20 protein-coding genes are annotated in these 19,174 nt (G+C 34.3%); 1 reads left to right on the forward strand and 19 read right to left on the reverse strand.

The window, feature by feature from the left end; all coding sequences use genetic code 11:
- Positions 1-10 precede the first annotated feature (10 nt).
- Positions 11-2,356 (reverse strand): endonuclease MutS2, encoded by a 2,346-nt coding sequence (locus HMPREF9402_RS11120; RefSeq protein WP_006785246.1) that lies wholly within the window; start codon positions 2,354-2,356, stop codon positions 11-13.
- A gap of 108 nt (positions 2,357-2,464) precedes the next feature.
- On the opposite strand from HMPREF9402_RS11120, the gene rnhC reads away from it, so the two are divergent.
- Entirely contained in the window at positions 2,465-3,391 is a 927-nt protein-coding gene (gene rnhC, locus HMPREF9402_RS11125) for a ribonuclease HIII (protein WP_009607397.1), read from the forward strand.
- A gap of 284 nt (positions 3,392-3,675) precedes the next feature.
- Here the strand turns inward: rnhC and HMPREF9402_RS11130 are convergent, their stop codons facing one another.
- The 18 genes from HMPREF9402_RS11130 to HMPREF9402_RS11215 all read right to left on the reverse strand — a co-directional run bounded on the left by HMPREF9402_RS11130 (position 3,676) and on the right by HMPREF9402_RS11215 (position 19,015).
- Positions 3,676-4,947: a rhomboid family intramembrane serine protease gene (locus tag HMPREF9402_RS11130; RefSeq protein ID WP_009607395.1), complete on the reverse strand. Its 1,272-nt coding sequence runs from the start codon at positions 4,945-4,947 to the stop codon at positions 3,676-3,678.
- Positions 4,948-4,971: 24 nt separating this feature from the next.
- Positions 4,972-5,880 carry an RluA family pseudouridine synthase gene (locus HMPREF9402_RS11135; protein ID WP_006785243.1) on the reverse strand — a complete coding sequence of 303 codons (909 nt, stop codon included), beginning with the start codon at positions 5,878-5,880 and terminating at the stop codon, positions 4,972-4,974.
- 111 nt (positions 5,881-5,991) lie between these two features.
- Positions 5,992-6,450: a signal peptidase II gene (lspA, locus tag HMPREF9402_RS11140; RefSeq protein ID WP_006785242.1), complete on the reverse strand. Its 459-nt coding sequence runs from the start codon at positions 6,448-6,450 to the stop codon at positions 5,992-5,994.
- Positions 6,451-6,535: 85 nt separating this feature from the next.
- Positions 6,536-7,009, reverse strand: coding sequence for a deoxycytidylate deaminase (locus tag HMPREF9402_RS11145; protein ID WP_009607396.1), 474 nt, complete (start codon positions 7,007-7,009; stop codon positions 6,536-6,538).
- Positions 7,010-7,100: 91 nt separating this feature from the next.
- Positions 7,101-8,087, reverse strand: coding sequence for a DUF4097 family beta strand repeat-containing protein (locus HMPREF9402_RS11150; protein ID WP_009607403.1), 987 nt, complete (start codon positions 8,085-8,087; stop codon positions 7,101-7,103).
- An 18-nt stretch (positions 8,088-8,105) separates the two neighbouring features.
- Positions 8,106-8,657 carry a DUF1700 domain-containing protein gene (locus HMPREF9402_RS11155; RefSeq protein ID WP_009607404.1) on the reverse strand — a complete coding sequence of 184 codons (552 nt, stop codon included), beginning with the start codon at positions 8,655-8,657 and terminating at the stop codon, positions 8,106-8,108.
- A complete protein-coding gene (locus HMPREF9402_RS11160) occupies positions 8,632-8,973 on the reverse strand; it encodes a PadR family transcriptional regulator (protein ID WP_009607407.1) in 342 nt (113 codons plus the stop codon). Before HMPREF9402_RS11160 ends, HMPREF9402_RS11155 begins: the two co-directional genes overlap by 26 nt.
- A gap of 152 nt (positions 8,974-9,125) precedes the next feature.
- Positions 9,126-10,253, reverse strand: a complete 1,128-nt coding sequence (gene nagA / locus HMPREF9402_RS11165) for an N-acetylglucosamine-6-phosphate deacetylase (protein WP_039931015.1) — start codon at positions 10,251-10,253, stop codon at positions 9,126-9,128.
- A gap of 158 nt (positions 10,254-10,411) precedes the next feature.
- Entirely contained in the window at positions 10,412-13,147 is a 2,736-nt protein-coding gene (ileS, locus tag HMPREF9402_RS11170) for an isoleucine--tRNA ligase (RefSeq protein ID WP_009607400.1), read from the reverse strand.
- Between the two features lie 331 nt (positions 13,148-13,478).
- A complete protein-coding gene (locus HMPREF9402_RS11175) occupies positions 13,479-13,895 on the reverse strand; it encodes a DivIVA domain-containing protein (RefSeq protein WP_006785235.1) in 417 nt (138 codons plus the stop codon).
- 13 nt (positions 13,896-13,908) lie between these two features.
- Complete coding sequence (locus HMPREF9402_RS11180; protein WP_009607402.1) at positions 13,909-14,676, reverse strand: YlmH family RNA-binding protein; 768 nt, start codon at positions 14,674-14,676, stop codon at positions 13,909-13,911.
- Positions 14,677-14,678: 2 nt separating this feature from the next.
- On the reverse strand, positions 14,679-14,930 hold the full coding sequence (locus HMPREF9402_RS11185) for a YggT family protein (protein ID WP_006785233.1): 252 nt from the start codon (positions 14,928-14,930) through the stop codon (positions 14,679-14,681).
- 6 nt (positions 14,931-14,936) lie between these two features.
- The gene (locus tag HMPREF9402_RS11190; RefSeq protein ID WP_006785232.1) at positions 14,937-15,440 is read right to left on the reverse strand and encodes a cell division protein SepF; all 504 of its coding nucleotides are present in this window, start codon (positions 15,438-15,440) and stop codon (positions 14,937-14,939) included.
- A 48-nt stretch (positions 15,441-15,488) separates the two neighbouring features.
- Positions 15,489-16,139 (reverse strand): YggS family pyridoxal phosphate-dependent enzyme, encoded by a 651-nt coding sequence (locus HMPREF9402_RS11195; RefSeq protein WP_009607399.1) that lies wholly within the window; start codon positions 16,137-16,139, stop codon positions 15,489-15,491.
- 101 nt (positions 16,140-16,240) lie between these two features.
- Positions 16,241-16,507, reverse strand: coding sequence for a YlmC/YmxH family sporulation protein (locus HMPREF9402_RS11200; protein WP_009607401.1), 267 nt, complete (start codon positions 16,505-16,507; stop codon positions 16,241-16,243).
- 97 nt (positions 16,508-16,604) lie between these two features.
- Positions 16,605-17,384, reverse strand: a complete 780-nt coding sequence (gene sigG, locus HMPREF9402_RS11205; RefSeq protein ID WP_006785229.1) for an RNA polymerase sporulation sigma factor SigG — start codon at positions 17,382-17,384, stop codon at positions 16,605-16,607.
- A gap of 114 nt (positions 17,385-17,498) precedes the next feature.
- Entirely contained in the window at positions 17,499-18,209 is a 711-nt protein-coding gene (gene sigE, locus HMPREF9402_RS11210) for an RNA polymerase sporulation sigma factor SigE (protein ID WP_006785228.1), read from the reverse strand.
- Between the two features lie 32 nt (positions 18,210-18,241).
- Positions 18,242-19,015, reverse strand: coding sequence for a sigma-E processing peptidase SpoIIGA (locus tag HMPREF9402_RS11215; protein ID WP_006785227.1), 774 nt, complete (start codon positions 19,013-19,015; stop codon positions 18,242-18,244).
- Between the last annotated feature and the right edge of the window lie 159 nt (positions 19,016-19,174).

Below are 19,174 nucleotides of genomic sequence, written 5' to 3' on the forward strand. Positions count from 1 at the left end.
CAGGACTCCCTTATTTTAATTCAACAACCGTTGCTCCAGTTCCACCTTCACCGGCTCCCCCAAATCTAAAGCTTGCAACGTGTTTATTTTGTTTTAAATATTTATGAACCCCTTGGCGAAGAGCTCCCGTTCCATGACCATGAATAATCGTAATCGTTTGATATCCAGCCAATAAGACATCATCAAAGTATTTATCAAGCATTAACATAGCATCTTCATAGCGTTCTCCTCGTAAATCCAATTGAATTCCGACATGGCTATTACGTTTATGAACCATTTGCCCTTTTTTTGTTTCCTTTTTCTGAACCGATTTACGTAAATATTGAAGATCTTCAGGTTTAATGTTCACTTTCATCATACCCAGTTGAACCATCCATTCTCCATTTTTGGTTTGCTCAATCAGTTCACCTTGACGATTTAAAGATAAAACCATCACTTCATCACCTGGTTTTAACGGCTGTTTATTTTGAGCCTTTTTCTTAAATTGCTCTGCTTGTTTCGCCTCTGCTTTCTTTAATGACGTCAATTTTTCTGTTAACTCATGATCTTTCATTGATAAATCAGCCATTTTTTTCGCTTGACGTAAATCCATCACAATTTGTTCTGCTTCTTCTTTTGCTTGGCGAACACTTTCAAATGCTTCTTTTTTGATATCCTCTAAGACTTTTTCACGTTCTGCCTCAAATTTTGCCAGTTTTTGCTCATATTCTTTTTTCATTTCTTCAACTAATGTATTTTGTTGCTGAAGATGTTGAATCTCCTGATCTAATTGTAATCCACGATCCTCAAGTTTTGTAATTAAATCCGTCATTTCTGTTCGTTCACTTTCAACATATGAACGAGCTTGATTTAAAATGGCCTCTTTTAATCCTAAACGTTTTGAAATCTCAAAGGCATTTGAACGTCCAGGTACTCCAACAAGTAAACGATACGTTGGGGAAAGCGTCTCAACATTAAATTCAACCGATGCATTAATCACATCATCTTGCTCATAAGCATAGGCCTTAAGCTCAGGGTAATGCGACGTCGCAATCGTACGCGCTCCTCGAACCTTAACATAATTTAAAATCGAAATAGCAAGTGATGCGCCTTCTTTCGGATCGGTTCCTGCCCCTAGCTCATCAAATAAAATCAAGCTATTCACTGTTAAACGTTCCATAATTTTAACGATATTTGTCATATGAGATGAGAACGTTGATAAACTTTGTTCAATACTTTGTTCGTCTCCAATATCAGCAAAAACATGATCGAAAATAGCCAATTGTGATGACTCGTGTGCCGGAATTAAAAGACCTGCTTGTGCCATCAACGTTAGTAATCCCACCGTTTTTAACGTAACAGTTTTCCCCCCTGTGTTTGGACCTGTGATTACAATCGTCGTATACTCATCTCCAAGTTCGATGTCATTAGCCACAACAGACTTTTGATCAATTAAGGGATGTCTAGCAGCCACTAAACGGATAATCCCTTTAGTATTTATTTTAGGACGCGTTCCATTAATTAAACGGGCATACTTTCCTTTTGCAAACATGAAGTCAATTTCTCCAAGAAGCTCAACATTTAATGACAGTAAGTCAACAAACTTCTTCACTTCTTCGGTTAATTCACGTAAAATACGTTCAATCTCACGGCGTTCTTCTACATGCCACTCTTGCAACTTATTATTTAAATCCACCACTTCTTTTGGTTCCATAAAATACGTATTTCCTGATGAGGATTGATCATGAATCGTTCCACCAAACGTATTTTTATAATCTGCACGAACTGGAACAACATAACGTTCATTACGAATCGTTACGATTCCATCTGTCAATTTGCTACGACGCTCTGATACGACTTGATTTAGACGTTCTTTAATACGAGATTCGGTGCTTTGAATAGCACGACGAATACTACGTAATTCACCTGATGCACTGTCCATCACATATCCTGTCTCATCGATACACGCATTAATAGCATTTTGTAAACTCGATAAAGCGACTAACGTATTCGTATGATGTGCAAAAATCGGGGCATCGACTTTAATCTCATTTAAACGTTCTGCAAAAGATTTCATCTGTGACACCGCATAAAGTAAGCGGCTCACCGCTAATAACTCTTGTGAAGATAGAATCGCTGAAATCTTCGCACGCGCAATCGCCTCTGAAATATCAGATACCCCACCTAGTGGAGCCTCTCCTAACGCGTAAATAATTCTTAAGGCTTCATCTGATTGATTTAATCCATACTCCACATCTTTTTCAATCGTCGTTGGCTTTAATAAAGCCACGCGTTTTTGTCCAAGCGAACAAGCACACAACGACTCAATCGTTTGTTTAATCTTATTAAATTCTAATATCTGAATAGCTTGTTTCACTAATCTCACTCCACTTTAGCAAAAAAAATTTGCAAAAATTTTTAACGATGTTATTTTAACACAAATTCTGTTAAAATCATAGTATACATTTAAATGGACGGTGACCCTATGGCTTCAACAATTACCTTAACAGTATCGCAACAAATACTAGAAAAAATGTACCAATATTACGAAAAACAAATTATTAAAATTCCAAATCATACTCTTTTTCAAGCAAAGACCACTTCTTGTACCATTACGGCTTATCTAAGCAAAAAAGTGGTATTTCAAGGGGTGAATCCTGAGATTGAAGCAAACAAGTGGCAAAAGGCTTCACCTACTTCAACGACTCCTAAAAAATCAACTTTAAATAAAAAGTCAACCCTCCCAAGCAACATTGCTATGCTTTCAGCAATTGGATGTGATGAGGTTGGAACAGGAGATTACTTCGGACCGATTGTGGTTTGTTGTGCGTCTGTTGAAAAAGATCAAATAGCTTTTCTTCAAGAAATGGGAATTAAAGATTCAAAAGCATTAAAAGATCTTGAGATTTGTCAACTGGCTCATCAAATTGAAACGATGATTCCCCATCAATGCCTCGTTCTACCTAATGAAAAATATAACCTCATGGTTGAAAAAGGAATGAATGCAAACTCAATTAAAGCCTATCTCCATAATCAAGCTTTATTGAAATTAACCACGTCACTCCCTTCCCTTCCTGATTTCATCATAATGGATGAGTTCGTTAATGAAGCAAAGTACTATGACTATTTAAAGAAATTACCTAAACAACCAACCATCGTCAGCGAAAACCTTCACTTTATTCAAAAAGGCGAATCGGTTCACGTAGCGGTAGCAGCTGCCTCAATTTTAGCTCGCGCCTCATTTGTTAAATACATGCAAATTATGAGTAAAAAATATCAATTTGAACTACCAAAAGGTGCAGGTGCTCCGGTCGACATCGCAGGACGAAAATTTGTTAAACTTCATGGAAAAGAAACACTTCAGTCTTTAACAAAATGGCACTTTGCGAATACAAATAAAATTTTAAAATAGAACCTCAAATAAAAGAGTTGAGATGAAAATAATCTGATCTTTTATAAAAAGGCGAATTAAATGACAGTTAAAAGATGAATTCTGCATCCTACAGAGTTCATCTTTTTTATTCGACAACTTTCCTTCTCTATTGGGATTGAAATTCTCAATTTCTACGTTGGGGTTAAAAGATGCTAAAGAATACAAAATGGATTGCCACTTAAATCTTATAAAATAAAAGAACCTATAAGCACACACTGTTTCAAGTGTAAGCTAATAGGTTCTAATTGAAACTTTCATACTTTTTATTTGACTATTTCTTCTAACTTAATATCTAATTTATCAATAAAATGGGCTGCTTTTTCAGGTTCATTATTTTGTAAATAATAATAGATTAACGCCATATTATAGTCAGAATAATCCGTTTGCTGTGTTAAAAGTGTTCCACGTGTAAAAAGTCCCATCACTAATAACACATAGGTGGCAGTTGCTAACGCTGTTCGTGATAAATACTGTTTAGTTTTTGGAAGTCCTAAAATTGAAGCAATTAAGAACCCTCCTAAAAACCCTCCTAAATGACCATAAAAGTCAATCGTTGGATCTATGATTGCCCAAACAATTGAAAATAGCATAATGGGAAAAATCATTCCCTTTACTAAATGCATAAACATTTTTCTATTTTCAATTCCTAAAAACAGCATGGCACCGAGTAACCCATAAGCAACGGTAGAAGCTCCTAAAGAAACATTTTCAATAAAAGCAAAACTAAATAAATTTCCTAAAAAGGCAGACCCAATGATGATAATAGTGAGTCGCCACCACCCAAATAGGTGCTCAATTATTTTACCAAATTGATAAATAAAAATAGCATTAAATAATAAATGGAATAATTGTAAATGAATAAGACTTGGTGTTAATAAGCGCCAATATTCTCCCGCTATAATTAATGGATTATATTTCGCTCCAAATTCGATAGCGGTTCCAATATTTTTAACCGGTTGAATTTGAATCATTAAAAATAGGATGACTAGAAGCGCTAAAAATCCAATAATCACAAATGATTTAGATTGAAACTCAAGCATTTTTCTTACATTTAAAGCTTTAGCTTTCGATGTTTGTTGCATTTCAATAATCAACTCACTCATTGAACGCTCCAAAGACGCTCGTTCAATACTTGAGTAAAATTGTTTAATGTCCTCATTTTGAGTAAAATCGTCTGCTCGCTGAATATCAATAATTTTAACATAGTCTTTTACATTACTAAAATATTGACAACTTGCCGTATCTATATTTAAAATCACCACGTTCAGACGCCATAACAAATAACGACGTCTGACACGCGAACGAACTCGATCAATTTGTTTCATGAGTTGTGAGGCTTGCATTTCATTAAACAAACTTCGTTGATTAATATATATGAGCTGCACCGTTGGATGTGATAAATTCTCTAACCAAATTTCTTTTTCATTTCCAACATAAATGTAATTTTCTTCTACTAATAAATAATTCACGATATTCATGGTTAGTTCACTTTGAATATCTAAGCGAATCTCCTTCATCACACCTTGCTTTTCCATTTTCTTATCACCTTATATTTAAGCTTATTTTTGAAGATTTGCTAATGCCTCTTCAAAATATGTTGGAATCGGTGCCGAGAATTCCATATACTCTTCGGTCTTAGGATGGACAAACCCTAAAACTTTAGCATGTAAAAATTGTCCATGTTCTGCACCAATTGTTTTACGTGGACCATATTGAGGATCTCCTGCTAATGGATACCCAATATATCTCATATGAACACGAATTTGATGAGTGCGACCTGTTTCTAAACGACACTCAATTAACGTAAACTCTTTAAAACGTTGTAACACTTTAAAATGCGTAACCGCATGCTTCCCTGACTCTACTACCGCCATCTTCTTACGGTCTTTAGGATCACGGCCAATCGGCGCATCAATCGTTCCATTATCATGAGGAATCACCCCATGTACAAGGGCAACATAACGTCTAGTGACTGTTTTTTCAACTAATTGATTCACAAGAGATTCATGTGCCACATCGTTTTTAGCAACCATTAATAAACCAGATGTATCTTTATCAATACGATGCACAATGCCTGGACGTAAAACACCATTAATACCTGATAAATCCGTCACTTGGGCCATCAATCCATTGACAAGCGTCCCACTCATACTTCCTGGTGCGGGATGTACGACCATATTTTCAGGTTTATTAACAACAATCACGTAATCATCTTGATAAACAATATCTAAATCCATCTCTTCTGGAATCACGTCTAAAACTTCAGGTTCTGGGATATTGATTTCAATTTGATCATTTAATCGACATTTATAGTTAGCTTTCGCCACTTGTCCATTAATTAAAACACGTCCCTCTTTAATGAGTTGTTGTAAATAAGAACGTGAATAATCCTCAAATGATTCATTTAAAACTTTATCTAAACGAACACCTACTAATTCTTCTGTTACTATCATATTTTCTTGTTCCATAAACGCCATCCTTTCAACAAGCAAAAAAGCCATTTAAGGATTTACTACTTTCTTGGTTGTCTTTAATTTAATCGTCTTTATTTTACTAAGTTGTAGTGTTTGATGTTATGATTATTGACGCTTCATATCTAAAATGGCATCAATCGCCATTAAGACAACTCCAATACATAAGGCACTATCTGCAATATTAAAAATTGGGAAATCATAACCCAAAATATACGTGTCAATAAAGTCAACAACGTGTTGATACAACACACGATCGATAAAGTTTCCAACCGCTCCCCCTAAAATAAGGGCTAAGGCAATCATTAACCATTTATCTTTTTTAATATCTAAGCGAGTCATCCACACAATAACAACGGCGATGACTGCTAATGTGATGAGGTAAAAAAACATCATTTTTCCTTGAAAAATTCCCCAAGCTGCACCTGCATTACGATGTGATGTAATGTATAAAAAGTTATCAATAATCGGAATGGATTGACCAATCGTCATTTGTGAGGCAACTAAATATTTTGTCACTTGATCGAGCACAATAGTTAAAGCGACAATGGCGATAATTAACCACATTTATTCCACTACTCCTTTAGTATTCGTTTTATTTTGACATTTTAACATTATAACAAACAATTCAATTTTTGTATATAAAATTTCCCTATTTAGCCGTGTTCACATTCAATGAAATCTCAGCCATTTGACGGTATTTAACTCCCGCTGCATCAAGCATTCGTTTTGAGGCAAGGGTGCTGTCTGTATGAGCATACTTATCACTCATGTAAACAATTTCATTAATTCCAGATTGAATGATATATTTGGCACATTCATGACATGGAAACAGTGAAACATATAAACGACAATGTTTAAGGCTAGTCGTACTGTTTAAAATAGCATTTTGTTCCGCATGAACAACGTATGGATATTTCGTATTTATAAACTCTCCTTCACGCTCCCATGGAAATTCTTCATCTTTACATCCATGTGGAAACCCATTATAGCCTATTCCGACAATTCGATGTTCTTCATTTACAATGCAAGCTCCAACTTGAGTCTGAGGATCTTTACTACGCATGGAAGATAGTAATGCAATCCCCATGAAATACTCATCCCAACTTAAATAATTTTCACGCATAAAAAAGCCTCCTATTACATTAACCTAATTCGTTTTGATGTGATAGTAAAAAAACCTATCGCCCACTGGGAGATAAGTTTTTATCCCTATTTTAATTATAACTGATTTTCAAGACATTTGCCTCTATTTCATGATTTTTCTTTAATCCTGATAGCTGTAAAGATTTAATTTGATAACTTAAATCTTCATTTTTTAAACTTACCTCTCCATTTAGTTTATCCACATCAATGTAGCTCATGTATATATTTTTCAAATTGAAATCCCCATTCACTGTGGAGAGGTTTAATACCTCTCCCTTTAAATCTGTTATCGAAAAATCACCATTAATTGTTTCCGCTTCGATATACGAACTTTCTAAATTAGAAACTAAAAGACTTCCGTTTACAACTGATAGCGTACTCTCGTTGTTTATGATACTATCTAAAACTTTAATTTTTCCATTCACTGTTTCTAAAATGGCCTCAACAAACTGACTATCACAGAGTTCAACCGTTCCATTCACGGTCTTAACTTCTAAAATTTGTCCAATCCCTGAAATTTTAATATCGCCATTAAGGGTCTCTAATTCATAATCCATGACATTTTGAGGGACCTTAATGACAATTTTTGATTTACTTTCCTCACATCCAAAGAAACAAAAAAGTTGATTTTTTTTCTTTTCTTCAACTGTCACGGTCGAAATGGATTGTTCAATACGGAAACGATTTGGTTTTTTGGTGTAAATTTCAACACTTAATGTCTGACCTTCTACCGATTGAATCACTACATCTGCGTTCATCACATCAGTTTCTAGTTCAATTGGTTGTGCTAAATCAAAATCAAACGTACTTAAATGATAATAGTCTTCTTCACTTCCACTTTGTCTAAACTGTAAATTTGACACAAACTGCTCGGATTCTAGATGATCATAAGTGAAAATATCTCCCTCATAGCCTTCTATTCTTTCTACGATATCATCAATCAAATCAGGTATTTTCTTGATATCATAGACTGTCATGGAAATCATGCTTGCTATAAAAATAACTAAAGCTGTCACTGATGAATAAATTAAATATAAACCCATTCTATTTTTTTTCATAACAAATCCCCTCTCAAATTAAAATGGTCTGATTAAAAAACGGCCCATTCGATACAAACCGTAAAATAGAGCTAGTCCACTATTAAAAATTAAAATCGATAAGCTAAATAATAAGAAAAAGATTGACCACGTTACTTGGCTAAATAAAAAGGAAACAAAGAACAATACAATCCCACCAATCGTTAAACCAAATGCAACCCCCATCACTCCAAATCCGACAACAAAAAAAACACCCCATAAAGCTAAATAAATTAATTTTTCTCCCATCCTTTTTCCCTCACAATCTTGACGGCTCACCACATCAGCAAAAAAATTAAGCGCCTCATTTGCTCCTTGTTCGATTTTTTCAAACAGATTCTCTTGATGTTCAATCCCTAACGCCAATTTCACTTCCTTTGCTACTTCTTTTGGTGAACCTAGTCGCTGTAAAATTTCATCTTCACTTTTCCCTTCATTGAGCATCGCCTTAATTTGCTCTTGATAATTTAGGATAATATCACTTCGATCCTCTTCAGACAAAAGTCGTAATTCTTTTTCTAATGCCTCAATCCAATTCATTTTGTGACTCATCCACATTCACTCCTTCTAAAAAATAATTAACTTCTAAACTAAACACTTTCCAATCCCCCACCATTTTACTGAGATGTTTTTTTCCCACTGTCGTTATCACATAATATTTTCGTGCGGGTCCTTCACTTGAATCTCTCATATACGTCCTGCAATAGCCTTCCTTTGTTAACCGTCTTAATAAGGGATAAATCGTACTCTCTGTCACCTCAATGCGCGGTGAAATTCGTTGGACAATCTCATATCCATATAAATCTTCTTGCTCAATTAAACTAAGTACACAAAGTTCTAAAATCCCTTTTTTATATTGAGAATTCATTCAGTCCCTCCTCAATGTTTATCTCTTCTTCATCCAATTTATGCGTCTAACCACTATAGTGTGATACACAATACAAAACATAACATAGTAGTATGTCACGCGCCATAGGTTGAAAAAAAAAGAAGAACATTCGTTCCTCCTTTTTCGTCATGTTATCGCTCATAGACAATTTTTCCTTCAACAATCGTCACCAATGCTTCTAACGCTTCATCCCAAATCACTAAATCTGCATCTTTCCCAATCTCAATCGATCCTTTACAATCCTCTACTCCAATTGAACGAGCGGCATTTAAAGACGCTAATTGGTAAACAGCAGGTAAAGAAAGCGTGGTTTCTTCATAAAAATTACGCACTGCTTTATTTAAAGTTAACACACTACCTGCTAAAGATCCTGTTCGAAGCCTTGCACTTCCATTCTCAACGATAACTTCTTGTCCTCCCAAATCATAAACGCCATCTGGCATACAGCCCGCTCGCATACTGTCCGTAATTAACACTATATTTCCACTTTTAACCCGATAAAACCATTCAAAAATTTGAGGATTAACGTGAATTTTATCTGCGATTAACTCCGCACTCACATCAGACATTAAAATAGCCCCTACTGCTCCAGGTTCGCGATGATTAAATCCAGACATCCCGTTAAACGTATGTGTGGCGTGTGAAATACCAAGTTGAATCGCTTCTTTGGCTTTTGCAAACGTCGTTGAAGTATGTCCCATCGACAATTTAATATCTGTCTTTAATTTCATGGCTTTAATAAATTCATAACCTTCATCAACTTCAGGCGCAAGGGTAATTAATTTAATCACATCTTGAAAAGGTTCAATCCATGTCATATTAGGCTTTTGAATAAACGCTTTGTTTTGGGCACCTTTATACGTCTCACTAATAAATGGTCCTTCTAAATGACACCCTAAAACCTTAGCGCCTTTATAATGGCCATTCATGCCTATTCGAATTTGATTTAATGCACATTCAATCTTTTCTTGACTCATCGTCATCGTGGTTGGTAAAAAACTCGTCACTCCAAACTTAACAAGCAGTTGACTAATCGTCTCAATTGTATCATCATTTGCATCCATGACATCAGCCCCACCTGCCCCATGGATATGAATATCAATCAATCCCGCTCCAACATAAGCTCCTTTAGCATCTATAATGTCCACCTGATCCGGTAAATCATCTGTAATATCTAGGATTTTGTCCTCAAATAAAATAATTTTTTGTTCCATAATAGAATCATTTAAAATAATTTTACCATTTATAATTGCCTTCATCTTTTCCCCTCCAAGCAAACGTTCCTCACTCCTTTTATACCATATCTGACAGTTAAATCGTATGGTTTATCCTCATGATTATATAGAAATATCTTACCTACCTAACAAAAAAAACCAATGAACGAAACATCGATTCATTGGTTTTTGGTCATATTTAATTAGGCTTCAATAACTTCAGCACAACGAGGACAAATTCCTTGCTCATTAGCAGCTGGTACCACTAACCAACAACGATCACAAGTATGTCCTTCAGCTGCTTTAACCACAACGGCTAATCCATCAAATTGTAAAGCATCCTCAGGAGCCTCTCCCTCTTCAAGCACACACTCAGATACGATGAAGATTTGTTTTAAATCTGCCTGTAATGAGTTTAATAATGCTTTAGTCTCACCATTTGGATATAAGTGTAATGAAGCAGTTAATGATTTACCAATCACTTTTTGATTACGTGCTTCTTCTAATGCTTTTAAAACATCATGACGTAATGATAAGAATTGACTCCATTTTGTCGTCACTTCAGCTGCATTCGCATATTCTTTAACCACTGGCATATCTGTTAAGTAAACAGAAATTTCAGTGTGTCCTGGAATATATGAATACACTTCATCCGCTGTATGTGGGATGACTGGTGCAAGTAAGCGACACATGTCATACACATGGTGATATAAGATGGTTTGAATTGAACGACGTGCTTGGCTATCTGCTTTTTCAATATATAAAATATCTTTCGTAAAATCTAAATAGAAGGCACTTAAATCATTTGAGATATAATTATTAACTGTTTTGAATACGTCATCAAAACGATATTCTTCATAAGCTGATTTTAATTCTTTTGTTAACTCATTTAAACGAATCATCATAAATTGATCCACTTCATTTAAGTCTTCATAAGCCACTAAATCAGTTTCAGGATTAAAATCAAATAAGTTTCCAAGTAAGAAACGGAATGTATTACGCATTTTACGATAACTTTCAGCAACTTGTTTGATTAAATCTTCAGAAATACGAACGTCTGCTTGGTAATCAACTGATGCTACCCATAAACGAACGATATCTGCACCGTAAATTTTAATTAATTTTAATGGGTCAATAACATTTCCAATTGATTTAGACATTTTACGTCCTTGTCCATCTAAAACAAATCCATGACTTACGACTGTTTTATATGGCGCACGTCCTGTCATCGCAACCCCTGTTGATAATGAAGAGTTAAACCATCCACGATATTGGTCAGACCCTTCTAAATATAAATCAGCTGGATATGGTAATCCACGTTCAACTAACACACTATGGTGAGAAGAACCAGAATCAAACCAAACATCCATGATATCTGTCTCTTTGCGGAACTTTCCATTTGGGCTACCTGGATGAGTAAATCCTGCTGGTAATAATTCTTCAGCTTCTAATTCAAACCAGATGTTTGATCCTTTTTCACGGAATAAATTAGCGACATGATTAATAACTGATTCATCTAAAATGGCTTCACCATCTTCAGCATAGAACACTGGAATCGGAACACCCCAAACACGTTGACGAGAAATACACCAATCAGCACGATCTTTAATCATATTTCCTAGACGCACTTCTCCCCATGCCGGTAACCAGTTCACCTCTTTAATTTGCTCCATCATTTGACCTTTTAACGCTTCAATTGAAGCAAACCATTGCTCTGTTGCACGGAAAATAATTGGTTTTTTCGTACGCCAGTCATGTGGATATGAGTGAGTGATGAATTTTAATCCAAGAAGTGCACCCTTTTCTTCAAGCTTTTGTCCAACTGCTTTATTAGCATCTTCATAGTACATTCCTTCAAACTCAAACGCATCTTTTGTCATGTATCCACGATAATCAACTGGACATAAGACCTCTAAATTATATTTACGCCCTGCATTAAAGTCATCTTCACCATGACCTGGTGCAGTATGAACAAGCCCTGTTCCGGCATCTAATGTAACGTGATCTCCTAAAATTAATAATGATTCACGATCAAATAATGGATGTTTAGCTGTCATATATTCAAAGTCTGACCCTTTATAAGTTGCTAAAATCTCATAAGTTTCCCAGTTTACTTCTTTTGATAATGACTCAACTAATTCTTTAGCGACAATGAACTTGCGATCATTAACAGCCACTGTCACATACTCAAGATCAGCATTCACACAGATTCCTAAGTTCGCTGGAATGGTCCAAGGAGTTGTTGTCCAAATAACAAATTCTTCATCTCCAGCTAAAATACCTTTTCCATCTTGTACTTTAAATGCCACATAGATAGATGGCGATTTTTTATCATGATATTCAATTTCCGCTTCAGCTAAAGCTGTTTCTGAAGATGGTGACCAGTAGATTGGCTTTAATCCTTTATAAATTAACCCTTCCTTCACCATTTTTCCGAAAACTAAAATTTGTTGTGCTTCATACTCTTTTTGTAATGTAATATATGGGTTATCCCAGTCACCAAGTACCCCTAAACGTTTAAACTGTGTCTTCTGACCTTCTACTTGTTCAAGAGCGTACTCTTTACATAATTCGCGGAATTCAGCCACCGTTTTTTCTTTACGATTCACTTTTTTATTATTCGTTAATGCTTGCTCAATTGGAAGACCATGTGTATCCCATCCTGGAATATATGGTGCGTAATATCCATCCATATTTTTAAAACGCACAACAAAATCTTTCAAAATTTTATTTAATGCATGCCCCATATGAATATTTCCATTGGCATAAGGTGGTCCATCATGTAAAACGAAAGGTGTTTTATCTTGATTTTTTTCCAACACTTTCTCATATAATTTTTCATCATACCACGACTGTTCAATTTGTGGTTCACGATTTGGAAGATTTCCACGCATTGGGAAATCTGTTTTAGGCATTAATAATGTCTCTTTTAATTCCATGTCGACAACTCCTTTTTGATTTATCCATCAAATAGTTTAAGACAATAAAAAAAACTTTCCGTCACATAAGGACGAAAAGTTCGTGGTACCACCTTAATTTACAACAAAAGGATTTCCTCTTATTGCCTCAAACTATTTATCGCATAGTATACGTCATGTTTTAATTCACATGAAAGCTCCTGGCTGATTCTATTTCATCATTTTTATCGGCCTTTCACCAACACCGACTCGCTAAAAAAAAGAGGAAAAAATAGCATGGTCCAATCATCGCTCATATTCACTATATTTGACTTAAATTTTAAAGAATTTAAGTTAAAAAATCAATACATTTTTAACATTTTCCCCAACAATTTTTAATATCTTCAATTTTCGAGTTTAAAAAGTCGATTAACTCATTTTTAATTTGTAATTGTTGTCGTTCAAACAAGGCTGTTTCTTCTGTAATTTTTTCTACATCCTGGACAGCTTGATTAATAATTACTTGCGAAATTTTCTCAGTTTCTTGGATAATTTTCATCGCATCACGTTTAGCATGAGTTTTTAAAAGCTCGATTTGCGCAAGCTCTGATTTCATTTGTTGTTCAGAACTTTCTTGCATCGCATGAATCTCTTTTTTCAACGACTTATTCTGCTTTTCTAAGGCTTCAATTTGCTCAATTAATAAACAGAAAACACGATATAACTCCTCATCTGAAAATCGTCCCCACGATTTTTTCATTTGACTTTTCAACATTTCAGCTGGTGTCATTTTGTTCCCCCTATCACACGGTTTTCCCGACAATAATTACAAATCGTTCACTTTTAGTTCGACTTTTTAAAACTTTTAATCTAAATCGTCCATGTCGTTTAATTGACAAGACATCTCCAATTTGACAAATACGTGAGTGATTTTGTTCAATCACCCAATTAACTTGAACCCCGGCTTGCATGATATACTCATGGACTTGTGAACGCGAAACTTTCATTAAACTAGCCACAATGACATCTAAACGCATCGAACTAATAATGATTTCAAATTCATCTTCCTGATCGATTTTTTCAAACTGGGAAATTGAAGATTCTTTGATTAAAATTGAATGTTTTCCTACCTTATGAAAATGTTGGAGAAAAAATTCTGAAAATTCTTCACATATTGCTAAATAAATTCTTCCATTTGATAGGATAACAATATCTCCAATCAATGAGCGATCAATATTTAAAGCAGTTAAAGAACCTAGAATTTGTGGATGTTTTAAGGTAACTAATTTTTGATTATACTCAATTTCATAACCCTTCACATACTGACTGAGATTATTTAACTTTAAATAATCAGGATATAGGATTGCACGCTTTCGCTCAGCCTTTTGAAAGCCACCTTCAAAACTGACTCGGACTTCACTGTTTTGGTTGACTAACATCTGAACAATTTCTTGTTCACGAAGGGTTAGAAATTTGGTTGTTTTTATTTTGTGACTATAGTAGACTTGATTAACCCAATCCGATACCTTTAATACGAATTGATGCTCATGCTTATTAAAATGCTCTAACATGGCTAAAACAGTCTAAATAATCCTTGCATGGCGATATCTAAAACAATAAAGGCCACGATTGGAGAAAAATCAATCATTCCAATAGGTGGTATGATTTTTCTAAAAATAGATAAATATGGCTCAACAAAACTTGCTAAAACGCGTCCTAACTGCGTTTGGCGACTTTCTGGAACCCAACTCATAATAATATAAATTAGCATCATGGTCTCATAAAATCGCAAAACAAGACTTAAATAATAGACGATGTTTCCCATAATTTATTACTCCTCAATATCTTGTTGTAGTTCTTGAACAGTGACTTGTCCTTCCGTTTCTACATTTCGAGGTGTACATAAGAATAAGTTTGTTCCCACGCGTTTAATATCCCCATCAATGGCATAGATGGTTCCACTTAAGAAATCAACAACGCGTTTTGCTTGTGCTTTTTCTAATCGCTGTAAATTGATAAATACTGGATAATTATCTTTTAAGCAATCTGCAATATCTTGTGCATCAGAATATTCATTTGGTTCACGAATAATCACTTTATTTAAATTGCTATCTAAATTTGCTTTATTTAACTCTTTATTCATTGTCATCACAGTACTTTTCCCTTTGTTATTTGAATGATTAGATTGGTTTGGAATAGCCGTTAATACTGGCTTTGCTGCAGGAATTGGTTTTAAAACTTCTGGCTCTTCAATTTCCTCTTCCTCTTCAAATTCCATTTCATATTCGTCTTCATCGATTCCAATAATTGATTTGAACTTGTCTTTAAAACTCATACTTCTACTCCTCCTAGAATCATTAATTTATAAAGGCTTCATCTCTTACTAGTCTTGAAATAAAATTGAACCTAGACGGACATAAGTCGCCCCTTCTTCTACCGCAATTAAATAATCATTACTCATCCCCATTGAAAGTTCTTGACACGATTTATAGTTTTTTTCTAAATCAAGTTGTAATTGTTTTAATTCACTAAAGCATCTTCTGAGAGTCAGTTCATTCTCTGTATTTGGTGCCATTGTCATTAATCCAATAACCTCAATTTTAGAAAACGAATTTAATTGTTCTATAAATGTGACCACTTCATCTTTGGCTAACCCATGCTTAGTCTTTTCACCACTAATATTCACTTGAATTAAACACTTTAATGGCTTATCGCGATACTTTTCAATCTCCTTTGCTAAAGAAAGACGATCAAGAGAATGTAAAACATCGATCTCATTAATGACTTCCTTTACTTTCCGTGATTGAAGCGTTCCGATGAAATGCCATTCAATTGGCAAATGTAATTGCGCTTTTTTTTCAAGAAGGGCATCCACTCTATTTTCTCCCATGATAGTAATTCCGCAATCATAGAGCCTTTTCATCTGTTCAACATTTACATATTTTGTGGCAGCAACAATACGAACTTTTTCGCGATCGCGCTGACATGCCTGAATATCTTGTTGGACTTGTTCAACGTTTTTTTCAATATTCATCTTATTCACCTGTCAACTTCCAATATTACTGCATGATATTATAAATTATACCATAATTCATTATGAATGGAAATTTTTTTTAAAGAAGTCCTCTCCAATTCCTAGTATTGTGTAATGCTTTGAGTCACATTAACAATAATTACATCTTCCCCAATTTTTAAAATTTGATTCCAAGGAACAACCACTGCTTCATCATCCTTTGAAAAAAAACTCATAAATCGCATCGATGGTTGAACCGTAATCGCAATAATCTGTCCTGAATTTGTATCAATTTTCAAACTAGATACAAATCCGATTCTCTCGCCCGTTACCACATTGATGACATCTTTCTCTTCTATATCGCTTAATGTCATGATACTATCTTTCACCTTGATCCCACCTTTTCTTTCTATCAATTCATATTATGAAGAAAGGAGACTAAATATGTGATCACCATAAAAAAATAGATGGGGACTCCCATCTATTTTAACTTTTCATCATTTCTTCCATGACTTGTAATGCATTTTTCTCTAATCTTGAAACTTGTGCTTGAGAAATACCAATCTCGGCAGCTATCTCCATTTGGGTTTTTCCCATAAAGTAACGGTCATGTATAATTCGTTTTTCACGTTTTCCAAGGCGTTTAAATCCTTCTTCCAACATTAATTTAACACTCCATTTATCGTCAGTAATACTATCATCTTTTATTTGATCTATTAAATGAATCGTATCGCCTCCATCATTATAGATTGGAGAAAAGATTGAAACGGGATCGGATATAGCCTCCACTGATAACACAACGTCAATAGGTTCGACTCCTATAGCTGCTGCTATTTCTTCGTTCGTTGGATCTCGTTGGAGTTCTATTGAAAGTTGATCCTTAACTTGTAATACTTTATACGCCGTATCTCTTAAAGAGCGAGATACACGTAATGAATTATTATCGCGTAAATAACGTCTGATTTCACCGATAATCATAGGGACGGCATACGTTGAAAACTTGACTTCATGTGATAAATCAAAGTGATCAATCGCCTTCATTAAACCTAGACATCCGACTTGAAATAAATCATCAAGATTTTCACCACGATGATTAAATTTTTTAATAATACTTAACACCAGCCGCAAATTTCCTTTGATTAAACTTTCTCTGGCCTCTACATTTCCATTTTGAAAGCTTTTAAACAATTCGGTCATTTCCGCATTACTTAATACTTCTAACTTAGCTGTGTCAACTCCTACGATATCTACTTTATGTTTTGACATGATGGCCCCTCCTAGTTGCATTACAATTACAGTTGTATCTACTGAAAAGTATGAGCAACATCAGACCAAATCATTCATAAATTAGCTAATTATTGTGTGTGTTTTTTCGACAAGTCACTTTGTTTTTAAAACTTCTTTTCTAATTTTATCAATTATCTTTTTCTCTAATCTTGAAATATAAGACTGTGAAATATCTAGCTTTTGTGCAACTTCTTTTTGTGTCAAAGGGTCTTCCCCACACAAACCAAAACGCATATACATAATTTCTCGTTCACGACGTTTTAAGCGATTAATAGCATCAAACACAAGCTGTCTTTCAACATCTTCTTCAATATCTTTATAAACCTCATTCTCCTCTGTCCCCAATATATCTGACAGCAGTAATTCATTTCCATCCCAATCCACATTGAGCGGTTCATCTAACGATACTTCATTTCGAATTCGATTCGTTTTTCTAAGATGCATTAAAATCTCATTTTCTATACATCGTGAGGCATAAGTCGCTAGTTTAATATTTTTGTCCATTTTAAACGTTTGAACCCCTTTTATTAGCCCTAACGTCCCAATACTAATTAAATCTTCAAGATTAACACCCGAACTTTCAAATTTCTTCGCAATATAGACAACCAAACGCAAATTATGTTCGATGAGCGTCTGTCTAGCTCGTTCATCTCCACCTTGAAATCTTGTTAAGACATTAAATTCTTCGTCTTTTGATAATGGTTCAGGAAGTGTTTCATTTCCACGAATATAGTTGACATATTTATTTTTACGTTTAAACAACCTTTCAATAAGCGCTATGACCCAATTAATTAAATGATGCATCTTACTTCCCCCTTTTTTAACTCCTAACAAACTTATATATTTTGAACCATTTTAGGTTGTAATAAAAAATCGTAATCAATAAAAGTATTATCAATAACCCCAATTAACACATTATGAACCACTTGATTATCAATGAGTAATAACGTTGGCCGAAAAACTAATAATAATTGATCCTCTTCATTGATAACAGAATAATGTGTATACCAATAAGAAATATTCCGTTCATTTAAAAATTCAAGAATCGAATTTCCACTTAATTTTATTTTTGGCATTATCATAATTGCTTGCCGCGTTTTTTCATCTAATAAATGATTTCCGGTATCTACAAATCCAGTCCCTTTAATCTCTTTTTCTCCACAAAATATTTTAACAGAATAAGTAAATTGTTGAATCGTTTGTTGTTCCCCTATCCACCTTACTTTGAGAATATAGCATATCGTAATAAAAACTGAAATGATAAAAAGTGAAATAATATATGGAATAATCGTCATTTCAAATTTAATAAAATGAGCAATCGAATAAATACTTCCACTTAAAATCATACTCAAACAATAAAAGTATAAAACTTTTGTACCATATTTCTTAACTGGCTGTTTTTTAAAGACGATCCAAATCATAACAAATGGAACCAAGCCAATCAAAAAGGTAATGTCTATTGTAAACAAGAAGGTGCTTAGTAGTAATCCAACACTCAATCCTACTAATAGTCTCGAATATTGAAACTCTTCATCGGTAAGAATCGCAACGCCCGTTAAAATTAAATAATCATAAATTAAGTTTTGAATAATGAAAAGATCAATATACATAATTGCTCCTCCTTTCTCATACCATTTCCTATAACTAAATTGTATCGGAAAAGAAGTGTAAAATCTGTCAGTTCTTTGATGCAATTTTTGAAATATTGAATTTATTAGATTAATTTTTTGAACTTCTTTTAAAATATTTGTTAAATTTGGTTCTATAAT

Origin of the sequence: Turicibacter sp. HGF1, assembly GCF_000191865.1 — a bacterium.
GTDB lineage: Bacteria > Bacillota_I > Bacilli_A > MOL361 > Turicibacteraceae > Turicibacter > Turicibacter sanguinis.

Bases quoted from the DNA above. Each gene is read 5' to 3' on its own strand.
- rnhC (WP_009607397.1), top strand. From the start codon at position 2,465: ATGGCTTCAACAATTACCTTAACAGTATCGCAACAAATACTAGAAAAA.
- HMPREF9402_RS11145 (WP_009607396.1), bottom strand. From the start codon at position 7,009: ATGCGTGAAAATTATTTAAGTTGGGATGAGTATTTCATGGGGATTGCA.
- HMPREF9402_RS11215 (WP_006785227.1), bottom strand. From the start codon at position 19,015: ATGTATATTGATCTTTTCATTATTCAAAACTTAATTTATGATTATTTA.
- HMPREF9402_RS11190 (WP_006785232.1), bottom strand. From the start codon at position 15,440: ATGAGTTTTAAAGACAAGTTCAAATCAATTATTGGAATCGATGAAGAC.
- nagA (WP_039931015.1), bottom strand. From the start codon at position 10,253: ATGAAGGCAATTATAAATGGTAAAATTATTTTAAATGATTCTATTATG.
- HMPREF9402_RS11180 (WP_009607402.1), bottom strand. From the start codon at position 14,676: ATGTTAGAGCATTTTAATAAGCATGAGCATCAATTCGTATTAAAGGTA.
- sigG (WP_006785229.1), bottom strand. From the start codon at position 17,384: ATGTCAAAACATAAAGTAGATATCGTAGGAGTTGACACAGCTAAGTTA.
- HMPREF9402_RS11135 (WP_006785243.1), bottom strand. From the start codon at position 5,880: ATGGAACAAGAAAATATGATAGTAACAGAAGAATTAGTAGGTGTTCGT.
- HMPREF9402_RS11195 (WP_009607399.1), bottom strand. From the start codon at position 16,139: ATGAATATTGAAAAAAACGTTGAACAAGTCCAACAAGATATTCAGGCA.
- HMPREF9402_RS11155 (WP_009607404.1), bottom strand. From the start codon at position 8,657: ATGAGTCACAAAATGAATTGGATTGAGGCATTAGAAAAAGAATTACGA.
- HMPREF9402_RS11175 (WP_006785235.1), bottom strand. From the start codon at position 13,895: ATGACACCAGCTGAAATGTTGAAAAGTCAAATGAAAAAATCGTGGGGA.
- HMPREF9402_RS11160 (WP_009607407.1), bottom strand. From the start codon at position 8,973: ATGAATTCTCAATATAAAAAAGGGATTTTAGAACTTTGTGTACTTAGT.
- HMPREF9402_RS11130 (WP_009607395.1), bottom strand. From the start codon at position 4,947: ATGGAAAAGCAAGGTGTGATGAAGGAGATTCGCTTAGATATTCAAAGT.
- HMPREF9402_RS11150 (WP_009607403.1), bottom strand. From the start codon at position 8,087: ATGAAAAAAAATAGAATGGGTTTATATTTAATTTATTCATCAGTGACA.
- ileS (WP_009607400.1), bottom strand. From the start codon at position 13,147: ATGGAATTAAAAGAGACATTATTAATGCCTAAAACAGATTTCCCAATG.
- lspA (WP_006785242.1), bottom strand. From the start codon at position 6,450: ATGTGGTTAATTATCGCCATTGTCGCTTTAACTATTGTGCTCGATCAA.
- sigE (WP_006785228.1), bottom strand. From the start codon at position 18,209: ATGCATCATTTAATTAATTGGGTCATAGCGCTTATTGAAAGGTTGTTT.
- HMPREF9402_RS11185 (WP_006785233.1), bottom strand. From the start codon at position 14,930: ATGGGAAACATCGTCTATTATTTAAGTCTTGTTTTGCGATTTTATGAG.